This window comes from Halosimplex yunnanense, from assembly GCF_054504345.1.
The window spans coordinates 552,561-571,679 of the sequence record NZ_JBTJEL010000037.1 but is presented as its reverse complement, the minus strand read 5'-3'; the positions used below and the strand labels follow the sequence as shown (position 1 = coordinate 571,679).

General features: G+C 67.2%; 21 protein-coding genes. 10 read left to right on the top strand and 11 right to left on the bottom strand.

What is annotated here, in order from left to right:
* Positions 1–74: 74 nt before the first annotated feature.
* The 3 genes from AB2U09_RS21695 to AB2U09_RS21685 all read right to left on the bottom strand — a co-directional run bounded on the left by AB2U09_RS21695 (position 75) and on the right by AB2U09_RS21685 (position 2,870).
* Positions 75–1,421 (bottom strand): MBL fold metallo-hydrolase, encoded by a 1,347-nt coding sequence (locus AB2U09_RS21695; RefSeq protein ID WP_459194834.1) that lies wholly within the window; start codon positions 1,419–1,421, stop codon positions 75–77.
* 177 nt (positions 1,422–1,598) lie between these two features.
* Entirely contained in the window at positions 1,599–2,396 is a 798-nt protein-coding gene (locus AB2U09_RS21690; protein ID WP_459194833.1) for an alpha/beta fold hydrolase, read from the bottom strand.
* 114 nt (positions 2,397–2,510) lie between these two features.
* Complete coding sequence (locus AB2U09_RS21685) at positions 2,511–2,870, bottom strand: hypothetical protein (RefSeq protein WP_459194832.1); 360 nt, start codon at positions 2,868–2,870, stop codon at positions 2,511–2,513.
* Between the two features lie 196 nt (positions 2,871–3,066).
* On the opposite strand from AB2U09_RS21685, the gene AB2U09_RS21680 reads away from it, so the two are divergent.
* The 3 genes from AB2U09_RS21680 (at position 3,067) to AB2U09_RS21670 (ending at position 6,032) form a co-directional block, all read left to right on the top strand.
* Positions 3,067–3,714: a class I SAM-dependent methyltransferase gene (locus AB2U09_RS21680; protein ID WP_459194831.1), complete on the top strand. Its 648-nt coding sequence runs from the start codon at positions 3,067–3,069 to the stop codon at positions 3,712–3,714.
* A 176-nt stretch (positions 3,715–3,890) separates the two neighbouring features.
* On the top strand, positions 3,891–5,348 hold the full coding sequence (locus AB2U09_RS21675) for a sulfatase family protein (RefSeq protein ID WP_459194830.1): 1,458 nt from the start codon (positions 3,891–3,893) through the stop codon (positions 5,346–5,348).
* Between the two features lie 234 nt (positions 5,349–5,582).
* Entirely contained in the window at positions 5,583–6,032 is a 450-nt protein-coding gene (locus AB2U09_RS21670) for a hypothetical protein (protein ID WP_459194829.1), read from the top strand.
* A gap of 90 nt (positions 6,033–6,122) precedes the next feature.
* Here AB2U09_RS21670 and AB2U09_RS21665 read toward each other — a convergent pair whose 3' ends face one another.
* Complete coding sequence (locus AB2U09_RS21665; RefSeq protein ID WP_459194828.1) at positions 6,123–6,860, bottom strand: hypothetical protein; 738 nt, start codon at positions 6,858–6,860, stop codon at positions 6,123–6,125.
* On the opposite strand from AB2U09_RS21665, the gene AB2U09_RS21660 reads away from it, so the two are divergent.
* Positions 6,846–7,283 carry a hypothetical protein gene (locus tag AB2U09_RS21660; protein ID WP_459194827.1) on the top strand — a complete coding sequence of 146 codons (438 nt, stop codon included), beginning with the start codon at positions 6,846–6,848 and terminating at the stop codon, positions 7,281–7,283. The two genes, AB2U09_RS21665 and AB2U09_RS21660, sit on opposite strands and share 15 nt — an antisense overlap.
* A gap of 13 nt (positions 7,284–7,296) precedes the next feature.
* Here AB2U09_RS21660 and AB2U09_RS21655 read toward each other — a convergent pair whose 3' ends face one another.
* Positions 7,297–8,652, bottom strand: a complete 1,356-nt coding sequence (locus AB2U09_RS21655) for an arylsulfotransferase family protein (protein WP_459194826.1) — start codon at positions 8,650–8,652, stop codon at positions 7,297–7,299.
* A gap of 144 nt (positions 8,653–8,796) precedes the next feature.
* On the opposite strand from AB2U09_RS21655, the gene AB2U09_RS21650 reads away from it, so the two are divergent.
* Entirely contained in the window at positions 8,797–9,594 is a 798-nt protein-coding gene (locus AB2U09_RS21650; RefSeq protein ID WP_459194825.1) for a lamin tail domain-containing protein, read from the top strand.
* 43 nt (positions 9,595–9,637) lie between these two features.
* Here the strand turns inward: AB2U09_RS21650 and AB2U09_RS21645 are convergent, their stop codons facing one another.
* Positions 9,638–10,006: a Cdc6/Cdc18 family protein gene (locus AB2U09_RS21645; protein ID WP_459194824.1), complete on the bottom strand. Its 369-nt coding sequence runs from the start codon at positions 10,004–10,006 to the stop codon at positions 9,638–9,640.
* Positions 10,007–10,063: 57 nt separating this feature from the next.
* The gene (locus AB2U09_RS21640) at positions 10,064–10,753 is read right to left on the bottom strand and encodes a TIGR00266 family protein (RefSeq protein ID WP_459194823.1); all 690 of its coding nucleotides are present in this window, start codon (positions 10,751–10,753) and stop codon (positions 10,064–10,066) included.
* A 231-nt stretch (positions 10,754–10,984) separates the two neighbouring features.
* Here AB2U09_RS21640 and AB2U09_RS21635 point away from each other — a divergent pair, with 231 nt between their 5' ends.
* Entirely contained in the window at positions 10,985–12,355 is a 1,371-nt protein-coding gene (locus AB2U09_RS21635; RefSeq protein WP_459194822.1) for a hypothetical protein, read from the top strand.
* Between the two features lie 19 nt (positions 12,356–12,374).
* On the opposite strand, the gene AB2U09_RS21630 is transcribed toward AB2U09_RS21635, so the two are convergent.
* Together AB2U09_RS21630 and AB2U09_RS21625 are read right to left on the bottom strand one after the other, a co-directional pair.
* Positions 12,375–12,593: a DUF8015 family protein gene (locus tag AB2U09_RS21630; RefSeq protein WP_459194821.1), complete on the bottom strand. Its 219-nt coding sequence runs from the start codon at positions 12,591–12,593 to the stop codon at positions 12,375–12,377.
* An 86-nt stretch (positions 12,594–12,679) separates the two neighbouring features.
* Positions 12,680–13,432, bottom strand: coding sequence for a DUF429 domain-containing protein (locus AB2U09_RS21625; RefSeq protein ID WP_459194820.1), 753 nt, complete (start codon positions 13,430–13,432; stop codon positions 12,680–12,682).
* Between the two features lie 159 nt (positions 13,433–13,591).
* Here AB2U09_RS21625 and AB2U09_RS21620 point away from each other — a divergent pair, with 159 nt between their 5' ends.
* From AB2U09_RS21620 to AB2U09_RS21610, 3 genes are read left to right on the top strand one after another with little or no spacing between them, the layout of a single operon-like run.
* Positions 13,592–13,786 carry a cold-shock protein gene (locus AB2U09_RS21620; RefSeq protein ID WP_006883278.1) on the top strand — a complete coding sequence of 65 codons (195 nt, stop codon included), beginning with the start codon at positions 13,592–13,594 and terminating at the stop codon, positions 13,784–13,786.
* 2 nt (positions 13,787–13,788) lie between these two features.
* The gene (locus tag AB2U09_RS21615) at positions 13,789–13,983 is read left to right on the top strand and encodes a cold-shock protein (protein WP_415382978.1); all 195 of its coding nucleotides are present in this window, start codon (positions 13,789–13,791) and stop codon (positions 13,981–13,983) included.
* Complete coding sequence (locus AB2U09_RS21610; RefSeq protein ID WP_415382979.1) at positions 13,983–14,177, top strand: cold-shock protein; 195 nt, start codon at positions 13,983–13,985, stop codon at positions 14,175–14,177. Before AB2U09_RS21615 ends, AB2U09_RS21610 begins: the two co-directional genes overlap by 1 nt.
* 143 nt (positions 14,178–14,320) lie before the next feature.
* Here the strand turns inward: AB2U09_RS21610 and AB2U09_RS21605 are convergent, their stop codons facing one another.
* Both AB2U09_RS21605 and katG read right to left on the bottom strand, forming a co-directional pair.
* Positions 14,321–15,187: an aldo/keto reductase gene (locus tag AB2U09_RS21605; protein ID WP_459194819.1), complete on the bottom strand. Its 867-nt coding sequence runs from the start codon at positions 15,185–15,187 to the stop codon at positions 14,321–14,323.
* Positions 15,188–15,310: 123 nt separating this feature from the next.
* Positions 15,311–17,461, bottom strand: a complete 2,151-nt coding sequence (gene katG, locus AB2U09_RS21600; protein ID WP_459194818.1) for a catalase/peroxidase HPI — start codon at positions 17,459–17,461, stop codon at positions 15,311–15,313.
* Between the two features lie 215 nt (positions 17,462–17,676).
* Between katG and AB2U09_RS21595 the strand changes: the two genes are divergently transcribed.
* Positions 17,677–19,074, top strand: coding sequence for a M48 family metallopeptidase (locus AB2U09_RS21595; protein WP_459194817.1), 1,398 nt, complete (start codon positions 17,677–17,679; stop codon positions 19,072–19,074).
* Positions 19,075–19,119 lie beyond the last annotated feature (45 nt).

The following is a 19,119-nucleotide window of genomic DNA, read 5'->3' as shown; positions in this document are numbered from 1 at the left end:
AACTCGCAGCAGATGTTCTGATCGCAGTCGGTGCTGCTTGATGGCGCCAGACCGCCACTGAGAGGGGCCCCGATTCAGGCGTGGAACGACCCGAGACAGTTGTAGAGCTGGCGCTCGTAGATGTCCGGCTGCTTGCTGATCCCCAGATGGGAGCCGATCTTGGCGTCGGCCCAGTGGGCCTTCTCGGAGCCCTGCAGTAGCCAGTCGAGCAGCCGCGGGTCGACCTCGAACTTCACGTATCCGTCGTACTGGTCGAGGTCCGGTGAGGTGACGAAGTCGTAGCCCTCGCCCTCGAAGGATAGCTCGACGTATTCGTCGCCGGTCAGGCTGATCAACGCGGTCGTCTCCGTCTCGAAGCCGACTTTCTCGCGGTTGTCCTCGAAGCTCTCGAAGGCCTCGGGGATGCGGTCGCGCAGGTCCTGCGGCTCGGGCATCGGTTCGTCCTCGTAATCGAAGCTCCGCTCGGCCAGCACCTCGTCGATGTACTCCCACTTTTTCTCCTGGTCGATCGGCTCGTAGGGCTTCGAGACCTCGCCGTCCGCGATGTCGAGGTACTCCCCGGAGTTGAGGAACACGCACTTGTGCTCGGAGGGGTCGATGTGCTCCTCGAACCACTCCAGCGCCTCGATCCGCGGGGGGTTCGCCGTGAACTCGTTGAGGTGGCCGAGACTCCCGGAGAGGACGTACTCGCCGGCGAACGGCATGTAGTAGTCCGGCTCGAACAGGTCGATGAACTCCGTGGCGAGTTCGTGCTTCTCGCGGATGACGTCGTCTCTGGCCTCCAGCTTCTCCTCGCGGGTGTAGTCTTCCATGCACTGCGGGTAGAACTGCGCGGCGCTGTACTGGTGACAGACCAGGTCGATGTCGCCGTACTGCTCTTTGATCTGCCGCATGCTCCGCTCGACCATCGGGTACGGGCAGTCGTTCATGTTCACCATCGTGTGTTCCCCGTCGTCGATGGCGGCCAGCGAGTCGACCTGGGTCGAGCTGAGCTCGGGGCTGTCGTCGACCCACGAGCATCCGAAGTAGTTGCCGCACAGTTCCGGGTCGCAGGCGTCGGCGGCGAGGATGTTGATGTGGAGGTCGCCGGCCAGGTGCTTGCGCTCGTTGTGCTTGAGTTCGGTGACCTCGAAGCCCAGTTCTTCGATCTCGTCTTTCAGGTAGTCCCAGCGGTAGTCGTGGATCAGGACCGGGATGTCCGAGTCCATCCGGCGGAGCGTCGCCGGGTCGAAGTGGTCCGGGTGGATGTGGGAGATGTAGATCGCGTCGACGTCGTTGAAGTCCTCGGGCTCGCATTCGAGCGGCGGGTAGTGCGACCACGAGCCGTAGAAGGCGCCGTCGACGAGCCACGGGTCACAGAGCAGCGATGCGTCCTCCGTCTCGACCAGGATGGCGGCCGAACTGAGATAGGTTACCTGCATGTGAGCCAGCGGCGTAACAGATGACAATAGTTATGTATCCGATACTCGGGGCTGAATCGCCGCCAGTGAGACGGGGATGAAAGTTAATGGGCGTCTGACCGACGCTAAAGGCTGACTTCCGAACCGGGACAGCGCTGTCTATCGGTGAGAATCGAGCGCCTGGAGTCACGTCACGTCTCAGTCGGCGGCGCTCGCGTCGACGGTCCGGCCGACGAACCGATCGATGGCTGCGGTGTACTCGTCGGGTTCGTCGAGGTTGCAGGCGTGGCCGGCGCCGTCGACGACCGACAGGGACCCGGCCTGCGCCGCCTCGGCGTGGTCGCGTTCCCCCAGTCGCATGACGAGGTCGAACTGCCCGTTGAGGACGAGCGACGGCCCCGGGAACGATGCGAGCGCCGCGCGGAAGTCCCGGTCGGCGATTTCCTCGCCCGCCTCTCCGAACGGCCGGAGGTCGAACCCCGCCTCGACGATCTCGGCTTCGAGTTCCGGCCGCAGGTCCCTGCTCCGAACGTAGCGCTCGGCCAGCCAGTCGGTGGCTCGCTCGGCGAGGTCGACCCTGGAGACCAGTTTCGTCGCCTTGCCGACGACGCGGCTGAGCGTCCCCAGCAGTCCGACGGGGTTCGCGCTGCTGCCCGAGAGGACGAGCCGGTCGACCTTGTCGGGGCGCCAGCGGGCGAACGCCGTCGCGACGTAGCCGCCGAGCGAGAGGCCGACGAGGTGGACGCTCCCGTCGGTCTGTGAGTCGACGATGCGGTCGAGCGTCCGCAGCGCCTCCTCCATCCGAAACGGTTCGTCTGCACGAGAGCCGTGGCCCGGCAGATCGGGCGCGATGACGCGGAACTCCTCCGCCAGCGCCTCGCGCTGTGGCGCCCACATCGTCCGGTTGAAGATCGTCCCGTGGACGAACAGTACCTCGTCGGCGTCGGTCGGACCAGTGACGTCTACTCCCCCACGTTCGCTCCCCGGTCGAGACATACGAACTCGGGTAAGAGTCCCAGTCACTTAGGCCGCGGGTCGAAGCCGTCTCGCCGGCGATTATCGGCTCCTGTGACGCGAACTAACTTCCGGGGAAGCCGATCCCCGACGTGCTCACGCGCCGGGGACGCCGACTGCCTCGAACGCGCTGATCCCCAGCACTGCGAGGACGTAGAGGACGGCGAGCGAAGCGATCCACGCAATGAGCGCGATGAGGATCGCCTCTCCCCAGCCGCCGGGATAGCGGAACTGGATGACGGCCACGTACGCGATCAGGACCAGCAGTGGACCGAGCAGGGGGATCCAGCCGAACAGGAACCCGACGACGCCCCAGATGATCGCCCCGATCAACGCCGTCACGATCGCGTACGTGTAGTCCTCGTAGTCGGTGATCACCCGGGCGCCGACGTAGATCCCGAGCGCCCCGACGAGCAGGCTCACCACGAACACGATTATCGAGTCGACGAGTGCCATATCGAACAGAGACGCCCCGAACCCGTAGTTACCACGCACCTACCGTCCAGAGCACCGCCAGATCGCTCCGAGAGCGGGCGTAAGCTCGCCGTATCGACACGCCATCGCACACGCCGGGCAGCTCCGTTCGGCGAACGCCCGGGTATCGGGGACCCGAACGCACTTGTGGGGCCCCGACCACGTCGGGACGAGAGGGATGGCTGGCGACGACATCCGGTTCCACCCCGCCGTTGCCGCGCTCTACGACCCGGTCCAGTCGTACTTCGAGCGGTTCCAGGCGCCCGAACACCGGGCGTACCTCGCGGCCGGTCTCGACGGTCGAGTGCTGGAGATAGGGGTCGGAACGGGTTCGATGGCGCCGTACTACGCGGAGGCGTTCGGCTCGAGCGCGGCTCTCCACGGCATCGAGCCGGACCCGGGAATGCGAACGCGCGCCCGCGAGACGTTCGCCGAGAACGGGCTCGACGTGTCACTGGTCAGCGGCCGCGGGGAGCGCCTGCCGTACGCCGACGATGCTTTCGACTACGTGGTCGAGTGCGGCGTGTTCTGTTCGGTCCCCGAGATGGAAGCGATGCTCGCGGAGATCGGTCGCGTTCTCCGACCGAGCGGCGAGTTCCGCTTTCTGGATCACGTTCGCTCGGACGGGCTCGTCGGCCGCACACAGGACGCGCTCACACCGCTCTGGCGGCGGATCGGTGGGAACTGCCACCTGAATCGACGGGTCCGACCCGTGATCGAGGCGTCGGACCGTCTCCGGGTGGTCGATATCGACACGCACACGGTCGGCTACTGGCCGATCCGTGAGTTCGTTCGCGGCACCGCTGCGGGAACGAGTGACGTGTAGTGTAGAGACGGCACAGCGAGACAGCAGGGCAGGGTTCGGCGGTTCGGGCGAGACGCCGCAGGAACACGGGTAAGTCGACGTTACTGAGCGATCCGCTCAGCGGCCCGCAGCAGGCTGCAACGGTGGGGAGTAAGCACTCAATTGCTATCGGTGTCGGCGTCCAAGTCCGGGCGACAATGGCTGCACAGCCGAACGTCGTCGTCGTGGTCGCCGACACGACGCGTGTCGACGACGCGTACGATCCGCAGGTCGCGCCGACGTTGACGGAACTCGCATCGACGGGGACGCGCGCTACACAGGCTTTCTCCGCCGCACCGTGGACGCTTCCCTCGCACGCCTCGCTGCTGACAGGCCTCCCGCCGTCAGCGCACGGCGCCCACGCAGACCACGAACGTCTCGACGACCGCCACCCGATGCTGTCCGAACTGTTCCGCGACGCCGGATACGACACCGTCTGCGTCTCGAACAACACCTGGCTGAGCGCCGAGTCCGGCTTCGACCGCGGCTTCGACGAATTCCGCCAGATGTGGCAGCTCGTCCAGTCCGAGAACGCGCTGAGCGAACTCGTCGACGTGACCGAGGAGAGCCGCACCCGCCTCGTCGCCCGGAAGCTGTTCGCCGGTAACCCGCTGGTCAACACGGCCAACGCCCTGTACCGGCGGTTCGTCCGCGACCGCGCCGACGACGGCGCCCAGCGGTCGACCTCGTGGATCGCCGACTGGCTCACCGACCGCTCGCGCGAGGATCCGTTCTTCCTGCTCGTCAACTACCTCGAACCTCACCTCGACTACGAACCCCCGCGGCAGACCACCGAGCGGCACCTGCCCGACGACGCCACCTACGAGGAAGCGATGGAGGTCCCCCAGGAGCCCTGGGAGTACCTCGCCGGTACACTCGATCTCTCCGATCGGGACCTGCGGCTCCTGCACGACCTCTACCGCGGCGAGATAACCTACTTCGACGAACAGCTGGCCGCGCTCAAGGAGGCGCTCGTGGCTGCGGATGAGTGGGAAGACACGATCCTCGTCGTCACCGCGGACCACGGCGAGAATATCGGCGAACACGGGCTGATGGACCACCAGTACTGCCTCTACGACACGCTGGTCCACGTCCCGCTGGTCGTCACCGGCGGCGCCTTCACCGGCCGGAGCGACCTCGACGACCTCGTGAGCCTGATGGACCTCCCGCCGACGCTCCTCGACGCCGCCGGCATCGACGCGCCGGAGGCCCGCGGGCGGTTCCACGGCAGCTCCTTCCACCCCGATTCCGACGCCCAGCCCCGGGAGTTCGTCGTCAGCGAGTACATGGCCCCCCAGCCGTCGATGGAGGCCCTCGAACGTCACATCGAGGAAGTACCCGAACACGTCCGGCGCTACGACCGCTCCCTGCGGGCGATCCGCACCGACGAGCACAAGCTGATCCGGGGATCGGACGGCTCCGAGCGGTGTTACGACGTCGCGTCCGACCCCGGTGAGACCGAAGACGTCGGGGACGCGCGGTCCGAGGTAGTCACCGAACTCGCCGACGCGCTCGACGACTGGCTGGAGACCGTCGACGCCGCGGGCGACCGCGAATCCGTGACCATCGGCGAGGACCGGAAGGCCCGCCTCGAACAGCTGGGCTACTTGCAGTAGCCGGAACGGCGGCGTCGCTGTCCCGTCGAGACCGCTCGCCTCCCCCGGTCACGGGTGGATCCCGACCGCCGCCCGTCGAAGCGAGTTGCACGGACATGCCGGCAGGTCACACATTCTCCTGTAGTTCCAATCGCGCCCGTGAACCGCTCAGATTCGGCGTCTTCGCCGGGCACCGCTCCGTCGTCGACCGCCCGACCGATTCTCCTCGCCGCCATCGTGGTGATGTCCGTCTGCATGGTCGGTGTCGCCGCCGGCCACCCCGCAGGCGAGGCGCCACAGTCCGATGCGATTGCCATCCAGCAGGACGAGGCGACGCAGGCGAACAACACGACCGCCCAGCGGAACGCCAGCGAACCGGTGTCGCTGTCGATCGAGAACGTGACGAGATGTGGCAGTCGGTGTCGGCTCGTGACGGCGAACCTGACGAACACCGGCAACGAGACGCTGGAGACCGTCACCGCGGACACGAAGATCAACGCGGGCGACCGGGACGTCTGGAGTCGGACCCACCGCTTCGGGAACGTCTCCGCGAACGAGTCGACCAACCGCACCGCCCGGATCCGCCTCTCGTTCGGCGAAGCGCTCGCGATCGCGAGCAACGACGGTCGGATCGCCATCAACAGCACCGTCCGCTGGGAGGGCGGCAACGCGACGTTCTCAGAACGCCGCCGAGTCATGGGATAGCCGGTTCCGGACTCGACAGATCCGCTCTTTCTGTGGGTACCTCTCAATTACTCCGGGGACGTGGACCGGCGTGACTGGCTAGATCGCCCCTCATGCCGGTAAGGAAGCGCTAGCTCCCGGGGCACACGTCGCGCTCTCGAAAACGGAGTCCGGCCTATTTGCGGGCGCGAGTTCCACCTGCGCACACGGGTCACGTACCCGAGATTCGTCATGCATCACGACCACACCGGATCCGATCAGCACGGCCGACAGACCCACGACCGCCAGCAGCGACAGGGACAGCAGCATCCCCAACAGGGCCACCAGCAGCAGGGCCAGCCGGGGCAGCAGCCCCAGCACGGCCAGCGCCAGCAGGGACAGCATCAGCAGACAGGCCAACACGGGATGCGACAGCACCAGCGCCGTGAGAACCGCCAGCAGATGGGGGCCGGCGAACAGCACCAGCAGCAGTCGGCCCACTGGAGCGGACAGGGCGCTCAGGGCCAGCAGCACGACATCGCCCAGCAGACCCAGCATCCGCAGGGAGGTGCCCAGTCCGGCCAGATGCCCCGGCAGGACGAGTTCCAGCATCACCGTCGAAACTCCGTGCGACCCCAGCACCAGCCGAACCAGCCGAGCGGACAGCATCAGTCGACGGGCGGGGGACAGCACCAGCAGCAGGGACAGCGCCAGCAGCAGGCACAGCACCAGCCCGGCCAGCAGCGACAGCAGGCGAGCAGTCACCAGCACCACCCGAGCAACCAGCAACAGCAGACCGGCGGTCACCAGCAGACCGGCGGTCACCAGCAGCCGAGTGGACAGCGCCACCAGCAGATGAGCCAGGGACATCAGCAGACGGGCAGCCAGCAGCGGACCCAGCAGACCGGTAGCGCCCAGTACGCGAGCAGTCCCCAGCACCACCCGAGCAACCAGCAGTATCGCCAGTCCGGTAGCCGACAGGGCCAGCAGACCGGCAGGCAGTCCCAGCAGACCGGGATGCACACCCAGCAGACCGGTCCCCAGTCACAGCAGATGCGGACCCAGCAGGGTCGCAGCCAGGGCGCGACGCGACAACAGCAGAGCCAGCACGACCACCGACAAACCGGGGCGCAACAGGGCCAGCAGGGACAGCCGCAGGACATCGACGACGTCGTCCCCGAATCCAACCAGCACTCCGGGTCCTGGTCGGAGGAGGGCCTGCTGTACGGGGGCGAGGCGCGCCACGACCACGACCCACAGCACGTCGGCAGCGAGCAGAGCTACGGTCGCTGAGCCGCCGTCGCCGTTACTCCCTTCTGAACACGGGCCAGCGGATCCCGAACTCGGGGAGCCGCCACCGTACTTCGACGGCGACCCACGCGAGCGCCGCGCCGAGGCCCAGTAGCGCCGCCGCGAATTCCGGTTGACCCATCCACACCGGCGAGAGGAAGATGACGCCGTTGACGACTCGCGACGGGACGACGAACGAGACGAGGTCGCTCAGCGGGTCGAACGGGTCGAATCCGCGCTCCGTAGAACGTGCTTCGTCCCTGGATTCGAGACCGAGGCTCGCCGCGCTCCCGCCACCGGTGCTCTCGTCGCCTGTCTCCAGCCGCTCGACCTCGTAGGGATGGGAGACGGGCACCGACCAGACTGTCTCACCCTGCTCGTCGACCTCGACGACGCGCTTGCCGTGGGTGTCGGCGATCAGCGTGTGACCGTTCGGCAGGCGGTCGGCGTCGCGGGGCCACTGGATCCGGGCGTCCTGCCACTGCCAGGTCCGGTTCCACGCGCCGTCTGTGGCGGTCGTCGGCTCGCCGGTGTCAGGATCGGCCCGCTGGTACTCGACGATCCGGCCGTTTTCGGAGTCCGCGACGAGGACGGCCGGGCCACCGCGCTCTGGCGGGATGTAGTCGGGGTTGTGCTGTTCGTAGATGGTGTCGTGATCGCCGTCGCTCCCGAGCGTCCAGTTCTCGAGTAGTCCCGTCTCGCGGTCGAGGAACACCACCTGGTCCTGATTGCGGAGGCTGACCATCACGCGACCGTCGTCGAGCAGCGACACGTCGTTGATGTGCGCCCAGTCTTCGGGATACCGCCCCCCGCCTTCGACGGGGAAGTCACTCTGGGCGTCCCAGCGCCACTCGACGAGTTCGGTCGTCGTGTTCACCACGAAGACCTGGTCGGCGACGATGTCGGCGATCAGGATCCGCTCGTCGTCGACGCGCACGTGGTCGTGCCACTCGGCGGCGAGTTCGCTGTCGTCGTAGCGCGCGTAGATCTCCCGCGTCTCGCCCGTCGAGAGGTTCACTCGCTCGATCACGTTCCGGGTACAGGGCGGGGATTCGCAGGTGGGGCCGCTTTCGTGGATCGTATCGGTCGCGGCGTACTCGACGGTCAGCGACTCGTTTTCCACCGGGTCGACGTCGAAGTACTTCGTGTGTTCGTCGTCGTAGTGGAGGAGGCTGCCGTTCGGCCGCCAGGCGATGATCGTCCCGAACTTGGCCGACTCGGTGACGACGGTGTGGCCGTCGCGCGGTTCCGGTCGCGGCACGGAGTCGGCGCTGGCCGTCGTCGGCGCCGTCGCCGCGCCGTAGGCGAGGCCAGCGATCGAGACGACCAGCAGCGTCGCGAGAAGGAGTCTGACGGTCCGGCGGGAGGCCATTCTGTACCTGAACCGTGGGGCGCGACGCCCATAAACGGGGCCGCCACCGCCGAGTGCGGTGGCCGGATCGACCGCAGTCGAGGGGACGGCATCCGTTGCGAAGGCAGGCCGAAGGGATACGACTCGAACGCCCGATCCTCCGACGTGAGCCAGAACAGCGACCCGGGCGCGTGGCAACGGACGCGCGACCACGAGGAGATCCAGGAGTGGGCGATGGAGCGCGACGCCGTCCCCGTCGACAGGGGCGCCAGCCAGCCCGACATCGCGCTCGAACCCGCTCCGGCGGACGGGATGACGTGGAGCCGGTTCTTCGGCGTCTTCGACAGCGAGGATCTGGTGTTCCGGTACCGTCCGGACGCCGACGGCGTCGAGTCAAACCACGAGATCACGGATCCGGACGCCCCCGACCGCGGCGAGGGCGGGCCGAAGGCCGACGAGACGCGCCTGACCCGCGACGAAGACACCGGACACCTCTCCCAGTCGGACACCGGCGAAGCGGAGCCCGTCACCGACGAGTCCGGCGGGGGTGTGGGAGACACGGACGCCGCGCCGCGGACGACGACCGCCGACGAGACACGAGCGCCGACGCCGGAGTCGGCACAGCTGATCCTCGACGGCGTCCACGAACACCGGCCCGGGCTCGGCGACTCCCAGGACGAACACGTCTCCTTCGAGAACGCCGGCGAGGAGCGACTGGACCTCTCTGGCTGGCGACTCCGCAACGGCGAGGGGCGAGCCTTCGAGTTCCCGTCGGGCGCGACGGTGGACCCCGGCGAGACCGTCCGCGTTCACAGCGGGGACGGTCGGGACGAACCGGGTGAGTACTACTGGGGCGCCGAGGACACGGTCTGGTCGACCCGCGGCGGGACCGTCGTCGTCGAAACGCCCGACGGTCGCCGCGTGCTCGAAGCGGACTACAAGGGCGGTTCGGACCCCAGATAAGTCTCCGCGGCCGATCCGGTAGCAGGCGGGCGACTCCGGCAGGTCAGGCGTCGAATGAGCCGAGTCGGTCGGCGAGGGGCGCGATGCGGTCGTCGGCCGCCAGGACGTCGCAGACCGCGTCGCGATCGGCGTCGAGCCGATAGCGAGGTCGCCCCTTCCCGGTCGCAGTGGTATCGTCTCGTTCCCCGTCGATGAGCCCCGCGGCGTCGAGTTCGTTGAGCGTCCGCGCTACCTCCGCCTCGGAGACGGTGCCGAGGACGTCGGCTTCGACGGCGTCCACCGCTTCGTTACACGTCCCGCGGACTTCGCCGGCGTGGGCCGGCGTCTCGTCGCGGATCGACAGTTCGACGACGCCCGCGAGTACCACCTGCGTCGACAGCGTCGGCGAATCGAGTTCGACTGGCTCGCTCATACCTGTCAGTCCGACCGGACATACCATAACAATTGGGTGGAATCGAACAGGGTTCCGTCAGGTCGTCGTCTGGGTCGTGTTCCGCTGGGGGATCTTCGGGATGAGCCACGCGAGGAACGCGTCCGGGCTCCGCGTCTGCGTCCAGACGGTGCCCTCGCCCTCGAACTCGCAGACCAGTCCCTCGCCGCTGAACAGCGTCGACTTCAGGCCGCCGACCTTCCGCACGTCGAACGACAGCGACTCCTCGAAGGCGACGATGTGGCCCGTGTCGACGATGTACGACTCCGTGCCGTCGAGTTCGTGCTCGTCGATGGCCCCGTAGCTCGACAGGAACAGCGGTCCCGTCCCCTCCATCCGCAGGAGGAACAGCCCCTCGCCCCCGAAGAACGTCTTCGTCCCGCCGAACTCGGTGTCGACGTCGATCGACGGGTCGGAGGCGAGGAACGACGACGACTGCACGTAGACCGTCTCGTCCTCGAGCGGGTGATACCGGACGTCACCGGACAGCGCCGGCGCGAGCTGGATCCGTCCCGGCTCCGAGGCGGTGAACGTGTTCATGAAAAAGGACTCGCCGCCGAACAGCGACCGCGAGAGCGACTTGAGGAGCCCGCCCTCGGCGCTCGTCTCGACGTCGATCCCCGGCGACTTGCTCACCATCGCGCCCGCTTCGGAGCGGATCGTCTCGCCGGCGTCGAGTTCGAGCGTCAGCTGTGCGTACGAGGGCCTGTGACCGATCTCGTGGTCCATGCCATCAGTACGCTGTCACCCCATTAATCAATTCTTGCTCTCTGGTTGCGACGAGCGGCGGAAATCGGGTTCAGAGGCGGCTGCTATCGCCCGAGAGCGCCGAGGCTGTCGGCGAGTACTCCGGTCTTACTCCAGCGCAGTCTGGCTGAGATCGTCGTCGTCGAGACAGGGGCTTCAGCACTCGTCCAGTTTGCCCGTCATAACAATCAGCGTCACACTTCGGCATCGGGTATGACGAACGATCCACCGAGCGAGACCCGCGGCCCAGTGGCCAGACGGACGCTGTTGCAAGCGCTCGCTGCGTTCGGCGCCGCCGGGACGGCGGCTACCGGTGCGGCCGTCGCGGCCGATGGACAGGGCGACCAGGACGGAGAGAGCGACGCCGAGCGGAAGTACGTCGTCGAGCAGGGCGACGACCGCTACGAGGTCACGCCGCTCTCCGGGGGCGGACCGGTCGAGTCGTTCTACGACCTGCGCATCCCCCAGAAGTACGTCGGCGAAAACGGCGCGAGGGACCCCGGGCAGGGACCGTACTACATGTCCGTCGGTACGCAGGACCTCCAGCGACCGTCGACCTCGCTGCTCTTTTTCTACGACGGTCCCGACGGCCTGAGCCTCGTCACTGTCCACGACGCCGACGGTGACGACGGCGGATCGGCCACGTGGACGGTCTCCGGCGTGCCGGCGGACGCACAGTGGCTCGTCAAGGACGACCTCTACCTGTTCGAGTCCGGCGAGAGACCGGAGACCAACTACGACAACTGGGACACCGACGGGTCCAACCACGAGATCGACTGGACGTGGGGCGCCACCAGAGGCGACGGCGGGGTCCTGGGCCATCTCGACGCGGGAACCTCCATCGGGATCAACCCCGCGTTCAACGAGCAGGCGGAGCTCTACGGCGAACACTACGAGGGGGAGATCGACGAGTGGCACCTCCTCTCCGCCGACGGCGAGGGCGGCGTCACCCGGTCGACGCTGGACCTCGACGCGCCGCTCACGGTCGCGGTCGAAGCGGCGTCGGCCGACGGCGAGCCTGCGGATCCGGACCTCGACCTCTCGGTGTCCCCTCCCGACGCGAAGATCAACGTCGAGAACGAAGGCGTCGTCCCGGTCGAGATCGACTGCCCGGACCCTTCGGAACTCGACGTGGACTCGATCCGGTTCGGCGCTCCGGAGGCCGTCGACGACGGCGACGGCGCCGCTCCGAGCCACCACGATGGCCACACGGACGAGGGCACGTGTACGATCCACTTCCCCACCGACGCGACCGACATCGACCCCGAGAACGCCCTCGCGAAACTCGAAGGGAAGATAGAGAGCAGCGGTGGGAAAGGGGAGAGCGACGGCGACTCCTCGTTCTCACTGACCGACGCTATCGACGCGTTCGATCCCACAGACGGCGGGAACGAGGGAGGCGGGAACGACGAAGATGACGACGAGAAGAACGAGGGCGAGTCGGGGAACGGCAACGGCCCGCCGGATCACGCGAATGGAAACGGGAATGGTGGGAAGGGCAACGGTGGAAAGGGCAACGGTGGGAAGGGTAACGGTGGAAAGGGCAACGGCAACGGGAACAATGGAAAGGGTAACGGGAACTGACCGATAGTCGGTCGGGACTTCAGTTGAGCGAGTCGACTTCTTCGGCCAGGTCGCCGGGGCCGTCGACCGGTCCGTTGACGAACAGGCCGTGGCCGATGAGTGCCACGGCGACCAGCCCGAACCCGAGGATCGAGGTCGTCGGGGAGACGTCGGTGAACGCGCCGACACCGTACCCGGCCGCCACGCTGACGAACACGCCGAGCAGGACGAGGTCGTAGTATTGCCAGGTGTAACCCATGATCGGTCTTGGGGGGGCACCCGGAAATACCCTCGCCATGCAAGCGCGGAATCCGAAATTTTCGATGGAGAACCGCGGACCGGCCGCTATTCGGCGACGAGCGGATCCGCTGCGCGGTAGGTGATCCCCATCGGCAACCCCTTCGCGTCGGTCGGCGGGTCGGCCGGGAGCGTCCGCAGGTCGGCGCTACCGGGCATGGCCGTGTACGCGAGCGCGACCGCGTCGAGCACGTCGACCACGGCGATCTCGTAGCCCTCGGTCGCGGCGGCGGCCGCCTGGACCGCCGGCGGTGCGTCGCGGTCGTACTGCGCGAGCGTCCGCATCCGCTCGGCGTACCCCGCCGCGTACGCGCCGGAGTGTTCCAGCGGCTCGCCCGCGAACGCCCGGTAACAGACCTCGGGATGGGACTCCGCGAACGCCGCGCTGGCCTCGGGGACGTTCTGGAGGAGCTCGTCGACGGCGGCGATACCGTCGCTCATCGCGAACGCCCGCTCGGAGATCCCGCGCCCGGCCTTGCGCTCGTTGACCCGCTGGGCGGCGGGGTAGCGGCGTTTCCGCGTCGCTTCGCGGACCGGGGGCGTGACGACGGCGTCGGCCATCGGCCCGAGGACCTCCCGGGCGAGCGCATCACACTGGCGCCCCGTCTCGCCCTCTTCGATCAGCCCGATCGGCAGGTCGACGAGGACGCGCTCGGCGACCTCCTCGTAGCGGACCCAGAGGTCACCGATCTCCGCGAACGCGGCGGCGTGGTCGAACCCCTCGCGGTCGAACGCCACCGCGAACCACGCCCCCTCCGACCAGTCCACGCCGACGTACAGCGGCGGCCCTGTCTCGCTCATGCCCGAAAATTTCGGGTCGGTAGACAAAAATCCCCTGCCCGCGACCGTCCGTCGCCAGATCCGGTGATCCGCTCCGCCACATCGTACAGCGACCCGACGGGTCGTGGTAACCCTTCTCTCGGAACTCTTATACATCCCCCGCTGTTGTGTTTAGAAGCAATGGCATCCGGTAAGGTTGATTTCTTCAACGACACGGGCGGTTACGGTTTCATCGAGACTGAGGACGCTGACGACGACGTTTTCTTCCACATGGAGGACGTGGGCGGTCCGGACCTCGAAGAGGGACAGGAAGTGGAGTTTGACATCGAGCAGGCCGACAAGGGCCCGCGAGCGACCAACCTGGAGCGCCTCTAACGATGGCGAAAGGTAAGGTCGACTTCTTCAACGACACTGGTGGCTACGGTTTCATCGAGACTGACGATGCGGACGACGACGTGTTCTTCCACATGGAAGACGTCGGCGGTCCTGACCTCGAGGAGGGGCAGGAAGTCGAGTTCGACATCGAGCAGGCCGACAAGGGCCCGCGAGCGACCAACCTGGAGCGCCTCTAATGGCCTCCGGCAAAGTCGACTTCTTCAACGACACGGGCGGCTACGGCTTCATCGAGACCGAGGACGCCGACGACGACGTGTTCTTCCACATGGAAGACGTCGGCGGCCCGGACCTCGAAGAGGGCCAGGAAGTGGAGTTCGACATCGAGCAGGCCGACAAGGGCCCGCGCGCGTCGAACCTCACGCGACAGTAAGTCGCACTCTCTAACTGCGGCGTCAGCGTTCCGCTGACTCCGAATTTTCACAGTATCACACCGCCCAGCGACGGCACTCGCTGTCGCTCGCGGCGGGTTCGCTACGTCGATACCGACTGGTTCCGGGAGAAGGAGGTGACCGATTACTGCGGGTCGATGTCGTCTAGCTTCGCCAGGTCGTCGTCGGTGAGTTCGATCTGCGAGGCAGCGACGTTCGATTCGAGGTGGTCGACGCTCGACGTGCCCGGGATGGGGAGCGTCACGTCCGAGTGCTCCAGCAGCCACGCGAGTGCGACCTGCCGCCGGCTCGCGTCGTGGGCCTCGCCGACCTCGTCGAGGACGCCCGCGACGCCCTCGTCGTCGACGGTGTAGAGCGGCCCCCAGGGGATGAACCCGACGTCGTACTCCTCGCAGGCCTGCAGGACGTCCTCGTCGTCACGATACCCGATATTGTACTGGTTCTGGACGGTAGCGATGTCGACGATGTCCCGTGCCGTGTCCAGCTGCTCGACGGTGACGTTCGAGAGGCCGACGTGGTCGACCTGACCCTCGTCTTTCATCTCGGCGAAGGCGTGGACGGAGTCCTCGAAGTCCGTGTCGGGGTCCGGCCGGTGGTACTGGTAGAGGTCGATGGAGTCGACGCCGAGGCGGTCCGTGCTGACCATCACCTGATTGTGGAGGTAGTCGGGGTCGCCGTGGGGCAGCCACTCGCCGTCGCGGTGGCGGAGCAGTCCCGCCTTCGTGGCGACGACCGGGTCGGCGTCGACCTCGGCCAGCGCCTCGCGGAGGATCCGCTCGCTGGCGCCGGGGCCGTAGGAGTCTGCCGTGTCGATGAGGTCCACGCCGAGTTCGACCGCTCGCTGGACGACGCTTCGGGCCGTCTCCTCGTCGTCGGGCCGGCCGATGATGTCTTCGCCGGTGAGCCGCATCGCGCCGAAGCCCAGCCGATGGACGGTCACCTCGCCGCCGATGTCGAACGTGTCGCTCTCGTTGTGTACGTCGTCAGCCATAGCATACACCGCTCGGGCTCCCAGCCACTAAGCGGTGGGGTTGCCGGAACGCAACGTGGGTTTTCGGGTAGCGTCCCTCAGCCGAAAAAGTGAGGGCGGCCGTCGTTCAGTTCGGCGCGGTGATCACTCGAGGTCGAAGCGGTCGTGAGTCATGACCTTGTGCCACGTCTCGACGAAGTCCTCGACGAACTTCTCTTCCTCGCTCCCGTAGACGTCCGCGATAGCTCGGAGCCGGGAGTTCGACCCGAAGAGGAGGTCGATGCGGGAGGCCTCCCACTCGACCTCGCCCGTCTCGCGGTCGCGGACCTCGTAGCGGTGTTCGTCCTCGTCGACTTCCACCCACTCGTAGCCCATGTCGAGCAGGTTCACGAAGAAGTCGTTGGACAGCGTGCCCGGCTCGTCGGTCATGACGCCCAGGTCCGAGTCCTGATAGTTCGCGCCCAGCGCGCGCATGCCGCCGACCAGCACTGTCATCTCCGCGGGCGACAGGTCAAGCAGGTCGGCGCGGTCGACCAGCAGGTCCTCGGGGGGCTGGTCGATGTCGCCCTCGATGTAGTTCCGGAAGCCGTCCGCGTTCGGCTTGAGCGCCTCGAAGGACTCCACGTCGGTCTGCTCCTGCGAAGCGTCCGTCCGGCCCGGTTCGAACGGGACCTCCACGTCGTGGCCGGCGTCGGCCGCGGCCTGCTCGATGGCCGCGTTGCCGCCCAGCACGACGAGGTCGGCCAGCGAGACGCGCACGTCGTCGTCGCGCGAGCCGTTGAACTCCTCCTGGATCCCCTCGTAGGTCTGGAGGACCTCCTCCAGTTCGTCCGGCTCGTTGACTTCCCAGCTCCGCTGGGGCTCCAGGCGGATGCGGCCGCCGTTAGCGCCGCCGCGGTTGTCGCTCTTGCGGTAGGTCGACGCGGCCGCCCAGGCGGTCTTGACCAGCTGGGACCGGGAGAGATCCGAGTCGAGGATCTGCTCTTTGAGGTGCTCGGCCTCCTCGTCGCCGACCAGTTCATAGTCGGCGTCGGGGACCGGGTCCTGCCAGGTGAACGTCTCCTCGGGGACCTCCGGGCCGAGGAAACGCTCGGGCGGGCCCATGTCGCGGTGGATCAGCTTGTACCACGCGCGAGCGAAGGCGTCCTGGAACTTGGCGGGGTCCTCGCGGAAGCTCTCGATGATCTCGCGGAACTCCGGATCCCGCTTGAGCGCCACGTCTGTCGTCATCATCATCGGCGCGTGCTTCTTCGAGGGGTCGTGGGCGTCCGGGACGGTCTGCTTGTCCTCGGCGTCGACCGGCTGCCACTGATTGGCGCCGGCGGGGCTCTCCGTCAGCTCCCACTCGTTTTCGAGCAGCGTGTCGAGGAAGGCGGTATCCCACATGGTGGGCGTGCTGTTCCAGGCGCCCTCGATGCCGCTTGTGACAGTATCGGGGCCCTTGCCGGAGTCGGTCCAGCCGAGGCTCTGGTCCTCGATGGGGGCCGCCTCGGGCTCGGGGCCCATGTCGTCGGTGTCGCGGGCGCCGTGAGCCTTCCCGAACGTGTGCCCGCCGGCGATGAGTGCGGCCGTCTCCTCCTCGTCCATCGCCATGCGACCGAACGCCTCTCGGATTCGGTCCGCGGATCCGAGCGGGTCCGGTTCACCGTCCGGCCCCTCGGGGTTGACGTAGATGAGTCCCATCACCGTGGCGCCCAGCGGCTCCTCGAGGTTGCCCTCGTCGTCGAAGCGCTCCGAGCCCTCCCACTCGGTCTCGGGGCCCCAGTAGACGGCCTCGTCGGGCTTGTAGTCGTCCTCGCGACCGCCGGCGAAGCCGACGGTCTCGAAGCCCATCGACTCGAGGGCGACGTTCCCGGTGAGCACGATCAGGTCCGCCCACGAGAGCTTGCGGCCGTACTTCTGCTTGATCGGCTCCAGCAGCCGGCGCGCCTTGTCCAGATTCACGTTGTCGGGCCAGCTGTTCAGCGGCGCGAACCGCTGGGTGCCGCCCGTCGCGCCCCCGCGACCGTCTGTCGTCCGGTAGGTCCCGGCGCTGTGCCAGGCCATCCGGATGAAAAGCGGGCCGTAGTGGCCGTAGTCGGCCGGCCACCAGTCCTGGGAATTCGTCATCAGTTCCTCGATGTCCGCCTTGACCGCTTCGAGGTCGAGGTCTTCGAACTCCTCGGCGTAGTCGAAGTCCTCGCCGTACGGGTTCAGGTCGGCGGCGTTGTCGTCGAGGATGTCCAGGTTCAGTGTGTCCGGCCACCACTCGTCGTTTCGATTCCCTAACTTTCGAGACGGTCTGTCCTCACTCATCTGTCGTTTGACTAGCGCGGCTATTCGAGGATAAGTTTTCCTTTGGCTACCAGCAATCCGGGCGGCGCTGCCGTGTCGTAGCCGCGCCTTACCCCCGCAAGAAGGGCTCTTTCCGGCATACGCCAGATTCTTCCATCCGCAGTCACAGCGGGATCGACTCGAGGAATCGACGGCGACGACCGGGGCTTTAACCCGTCCGCGACGTACGCCGAGGTATGCTCGCACTTCACGTCGCCTTCCTCGCCCTGCTCGTCGGGACCGAGGCGTTCTTCTCCTGGCTGGCAGTGCTGAACGTCCGCTACGGTGCTCGCGCGCTCGAGCGGGAAACCGCCGTGCGCGGCACGGACGGAGCGGACGACGGGGCCGCGACGACTGACACCGCGACGGACGAAGCCGCTGTTGACGACACCGAAACCGACGGGAGTAGCTGGTTCGACGAGCGCTTCGCCGTCGACGACGTCGACGAACTCCTCGGCTACCAGCGGGCGAAGGCCGGGGCCGGGCAGCTCGAAGCCTGGGTCGGTCTCGGACTCCTGGTGCTCGTCCTCTACTCGGGCCTGCTTTCCGACGCCGTCGCCGCCGTCGAGTCGCTCGGTCTCGGGACCGTCCCCTCGGGCGTCGTCTTCTTCCTCGGCGTCGTCCTCGCCGTCCAGCTGTCCTCGATCCCCTTCGACCTGTTCGATACGTTCGTCGTCGAGGAGATCTTCGGCTTCAACGAGCAGTCGCCGGGACTGTGGGTTCGCGACCAGGTGATCGGGCTGGTCGTCTCGCTGGTCATCAGCGGACTCCTCGCCGCGGCGGTCATGTGGGTCGTCGCCTCGTTCCCCGACCTGTGGTGGGTCGGCGCCTGGGCGCTGTTCGTCGCCTTCTCGCTCGTGATGATGGTCGTCTACCCGCGGGTCATCGCGCCGCTTTTCAACGACTTCGAGCCCGTCGAGTCCGGCGACCTCCACGACGCCGTCACCGAGGTGTTCGACCGCGCCGGCTTCTCCTGCTCGCAGATCTACGTCATGGACGCCAGCCGCCGGAGCGGCCACTCCAACGCCTACTTCGTCGGGTTCGGCGCGACCAAGCGCGTCGTCCTGTTCGACACGCTGGTCGAGCAGATGGAGACCGACGAACTCCAGAGCGTGCTCGCGCACGAGCTCGCCCACTGGAAGAAAGCCCACATCTGGAAGCGCGTGGGGACCTCGGCGCTGCGGATGGGCGTCGTCTTCTTCCTCGCCTACCAGCTGGTCACCGGCCCGTGGCTCTACGAGCTGTTCGGTCTCGCTTCCGGCGCCGGCCGGCCCGTCTACGCGGGACTGTTCCTCGCGGCGCTCGTCCTGTACCCGCTGAACCGGCTGACTAGCCCCCTCGAAAACAAGCTTTCGCTTGCACACGAGCGGGAGGCCGACGCGTTCGCCGTGGAAGTGATGGGCGACGGCGAGCCGATGGTCGACGCGCTCTGTCGGCTCGCCGGCGAAAACCTCTCGAATCCGTTCCCACACCCGCTCTACGAGACGTTCCACTACACCCACCCGCCGATCCCGGACCGCATCCGGAACATCCGCCGGCAGTCCGGGACCGCGGGGAGCGACGCCGACGAGGGGGCCGCCGCGAACGCGGGATAGGGGCGCTCAATCGGCATTTCGAGGGGAAGGGTCGTTCGAATCCAG